Annotated in this window: 3 protein-coding genes and 1 pseudogene; 3 read left to right on the top strand and 1 reads right to left on the bottom strand. The window is 54.9% G+C overall.

All coding sequences use genetic code 11. The features are described 5' to 3' along the window. Both AC221Y_RS20970 and AC221Y_RS20965 read left to right on the top strand, forming a co-directional pair. Positions 1-184, top strand: a pseudogene (locus tag AC221Y_RS20970) (short-chain dehydrogenase); the annotation flags it as partial. A 304-nt stretch (positions 185-488) separates the two neighbouring features. After that, positions 489-1322, top strand: a complete 834-nt coding sequence (locus AC221Y_RS20965) for a cation efflux transmembrane domain-containing protein (RefSeq protein WP_486708299.1) — start codon at positions 489-491, stop codon at positions 1320-1322. A gap of 81 nt (positions 1323-1403) precedes the next feature. Here AC221Y_RS20965 and AC221Y_RS20960 read toward each other — a convergent pair whose 3' ends face one another. Beyond that, positions 1404-2777: a multicopper oxidase family protein gene (locus tag AC221Y_RS20960; protein ID WP_486708298.1), complete on the bottom strand. Its 1374-nt coding sequence runs from the start codon at positions 2775-2777 to the stop codon at positions 1404-1406. 510 nt (positions 2778-3287) lie between these two features. On the opposite strand from AC221Y_RS20960, the gene AC221Y_RS20955 reads away from it, so the two are divergent. After that, positions 3288-3857: a c-type cytochrome gene (locus AC221Y_RS20955; protein ID WP_486708297.1), complete on the top strand. Its 570-nt coding sequence runs from the start codon at positions 3288-3290 to the stop codon at positions 3855-3857. Positions 3858-4264: the final 407 nt, after the last annotated feature.

The following is a 4264-nucleotide window of genomic DNA, read 5'->3' as shown; positions in this document are numbered from 1 at the left end:
GCTAATGCCCCGTGGCATCGCTGTCGGGTTGCTCCATCCCGGTATGGTTGCGACCGAATTGACCGGCGGACAGGGCATCTCCCCGATCGACTCAGCCCGAGGAATAATCGAGCGTATTGACGCCTTGAACATCAAGAACAGCGGTGGCTTCTGGCATGCTGAGGGCTACGAACTCCCCTGGTGATCAAAGGCAACGGGAAAATGCGCCGGGATGGTCGCTTTTCGGAAGTTGCGCTGTAGCATCCGGATACGTCGCGAATGTGTACAGAGGGCCTAAAACGCCAATTTCTCAATTTGGTGGGAAGGTCCTGAATGTATTGCACACTTGCCCTTGCCCCGCGGCCTGGGCAATGATGGAAGCGGGCCCAAAGCGGTCCACGGTGTCAGAAGTTTAACTGCGCCGTTCGCGCGATAAGGCTCCAATTGCGCTGCTTTCATTGCAGAATTATCAACGACATAATGACATAATAGCGACAAGAGACTGACAATTGGCCGAGACAGTTCGATATCGTGTTACCGGCATGGATTGCGCATCATGCGCGGCAAAAATCGAGAAGGCCGTTCGCGCTGCCGGGGTTGATAACCCTCACGTTTCATTGGCCTCTCAGATACTCACTCTGAACGTCAGGCCGACGGATGAACGATTGGTTGCCGTCGTGTCCGCCGTTTCCGACGCCGGCTATCATCTCGACCTTCTTCGTTCGGAGGATGAAGCGACCGAAAAGCCAAAACCAACCCACATGACTGCGGGCTACCGGCAGGCGCTGTGGATCGTAATCGGTTTGAATGTAGGTTACGGGATAATCGAGATGGTCGGCGGTATTCTGTCCGGCTCACAAGCCCTGAAGGCCGACGCACTTGATTTTCTGGGGGACGGATTGATCACCTCGGTTGGTCTCTTTGCTATTGGCTGGAGCATTGTGTGGCGGGCTCGGTCAGCTCTGATCCAAGGCGTGTTTCTTGGCGTTCTTGGTCTGGGGGTTATCGGCACCACTACCTATCGCCTCTTCGCCGGCATACCCATCGAAGCAGGCCTGATGGGCATGATTGCGTTGGTCGCTCTGTTAGTCAATGTCGCCGCCGCTCTGGTTTTGGTTCCACATCGCGCTGGCGACGCCAACGTGCGGGCCGTTTGGCTATTCTCGCGCAATGATGCTCTGGGCAATGCAGCAGTAGTTGTCGCGGCGGGTTTAGTTGCCTGGTCAGGTTCACGTTGGCCGGACTTGATCGTTGCATTCGTGATCGCCGGGCTGTTCCTGCAATCTTCATGGGTGATCGTCCGCGATGCATTAGATGACATACGCAAAGCAGAGGGTGAATGATCTTGGGGCTGTGTTTTGTCATCCGGCGCCCCAACTTCCCCGCCCAGCCTGATTAAACCAAGTTTCCTCTGACAAGACCTCCTAAACGACCTTCAACCAAGTCGACATGCCCGCCGCTGTGTGTTCCAACATGTGGCAATGGAACAGCCAATCACCGGCATTGTCGGCCACAAAGGCTATTTCGGCAATTTCGCCCCTCTCGACCAGAAGGGTGTCGCGCAGTGGACCTCGGGTGCCGTCTTCCTCGATCTTTCGGAAATGGAAACCGTGCAGATGCATGGCGTGCGGAAAGCTCGTGTCATTGATAATCTTGATGCGAACGGTTTCCCCGCGCTCTGCCGTGAGAAGAGGCTCTTCGGGCAAGCCAGCGACTCCGTTGAATGCCCAGAACATATTGTTCGACACCAGTTCCCGCATATCCCTCATTAAACCATTCAGCATTGCTCCGCGCATACGGCCCATGGCGCCACCTTCCATCAACAGGTCAACACGCTTGGCTGTTTCTAGATCGCCCAAAGCCGGAACCGGATTTGCAGGCAATGCATCGGGTGCTGGCAATCTGGTTTTCCTGGCGGATCCCTCGACCGGAAAACGGGCAAGAACATACAATTGATCGCGGGTCTGCATCGCCAGTGCGCCTGCGTCGCCCTCGGCGGCCGTCACATCAAGGATCAAATCCGCACGTTGCGCCGGAGCCAAAACAAGGCGATCCGCTTGCATGGGAGCTTCCAGCGGCTGGCCGTCAAGAGCAACGACCACTCCCTGCAGGCCGTCAAATGCCAAGTCGTAAATTCGTGCGTTCGAAACATTTACCAGACGCAAACGCACCCGCTCGTTGTGCTGCACCGGGTGGTCGGCAGGGGCGCGGCCATTCATCGTTATCCAGTTGCCCAAACGACCGCCGTGCGACCAGTCCATCGAGGGGCCAAAGCTCTCGTCAATCCGGCCCTCGCCGGTCAGACGCCAATCGTCGATCAGGAACACTTCATCCCGGTCTACCTCTGGCGGATCAGACTCTTCGACGATCAGCGGCCCATAAAGCCCGCGCGCCATCTGCTCCCAGGTGCGGTTATGAGGATGATACCAATAGGTTCCGGCGTCGGGCACAGTGAAATCGTAAAGGAAAGTTTCCCCTGGGGTGACAGCATCCTGTGTCAGACCAACGACTCCATCCATCTTGTTGTCGATGCGAATGCCGTGCCAATGCACCGATGACCCTTGCGGCAGATCATTTACGAACTCCCGAGTAACTCTTGCGCCCTGCTTAACTCTTATCGTCGGACCGGCAACAGTGCCGTCATATCCCCAGATTTCGGTATCGGGAAAGCCTTCCGGCCCGATGTGTTGAATGCCTGCAGTCGCGCGAAGGGCTTGAGTAGCCTGCGCTGACGAAACCCTAGGTAAAAACAGCGCCGCTGTGGTCGCCGAAAGAAAAGTGCGTCTTGTCAGTTTCACTCTGGGGACTTCCTCATCCAAAACATTGTAAATTTTACAGGCACTTATAACGTTAAGTTTGACCGGTGTCAGACAAATATGGACTTATGAGCCAGTGACCGATCAGCCTGTAAACGGCGGAGCAATACCAGACCACAGAAGCGTCGGCAACGTGCTGTCGCGGGCGGCATGAAAACCGGCCAATTATATCCTTTCGATATTTCGGGAGGGTACTGGTTTAGATTGTGGAATTGCCCTTAAAGGCGCGACAAGGCTCCGGTTACGCCGCAGTCTTCCGTTTTTTCAGATGCACCGAACGATGGCATCCTCTTCACGTTCAAGAGAACACACCAAGTGGTCACATTGACATGCTGGAAAGATAGGTCCAGAAGTATTCCAAGCTACCCGATGCCTCCAGGATGAAGGCATCGCGAGCATAACTCACCGGTTGGACAGATCGGGCCACCCGAGACACGTTCTTGATACCCAAAATCACTAACGGGTGGCAGTCGGAGAAGAGGGAGAGATACAATGAAATTTTTTAACGGGTTTTCTGGTGCCGCTGCTATCGCACTCTTAGGCGCTACAACTGCGTTTGCCAGTGGCGCCAGCGATCACTCTCATGATGAAAATGAACCCGCCGAAATGCTGAAATCGATGCAGGAGATGCATGAGGATCACGAGCACGCCCATGATTTCGCTGCAATGGACGACGTAACCGAAGAAGACATGCATAGAACGATGGATCTCCTGAGCGACATCGGTCTTGTCGTTCCCACCATGGATAGTCAAAGAGGAGCTGATGCCTTCATGGAAGAAGGCTGTATTGTTTGTCACAGTATTAATGGCGTCGGCGGTGAGGTAGGGCCTTCATTTGACGCTGAGAATATGCCACAGCCCATGAACGCATTCGAATTTGCTGCACGCATGTGGCGGGGAGCGCCGGCGATGGTGCAAATGCAAGAGGATTTGCTCGGCGAGATGATATCACTTGACGGTCAGGAACTGGCGGACATCGTCGCGTTCGTCCACGATCAGGAGTTACAGTCGCGGATCACCGTTGCAGATATACCCCCCAAGTTTAGGGAAATGCTTCCCTAGAACGGCTCTGCGCAGCACTGCGTCGCGGATTGTTTAAGACGCAGCCTGTTTCTTCGGCACCATCGACCGAATGCAGTGTCGGGAACCGATATGCTGAATTTCCGTTCTGTCCGCATAGCTGCCCTTGGCTTGGATTTGCTGCAAACGCCCGCTTGGCCCCCACAGCGGGTGTTATTTTTCCAAGCCGCAGCAGAGTTTTAGCGCCTCCCTGAACCACTGCATTCAAACCGATTCCACTTTATTGTAGGCGTCGTCTGCTGCATATTCAGATGTATGCTGCGTATTCTTTTACATCGAGACTATGCCAAGCTTTTCTCGGCCCAAGTTATCGCGCTCATCGGGACAGGTCTGCTGACCGTTGCGCTCGGTCTCCTGGCCTATGATCTTGCTGGAGAGCGTGCCGGGGC

The organism is Boseongicola sp., assembly GCF_057460485.1.
This window is presented reverse-complemented; position numbering and strand designations above follow the sequence as displayed.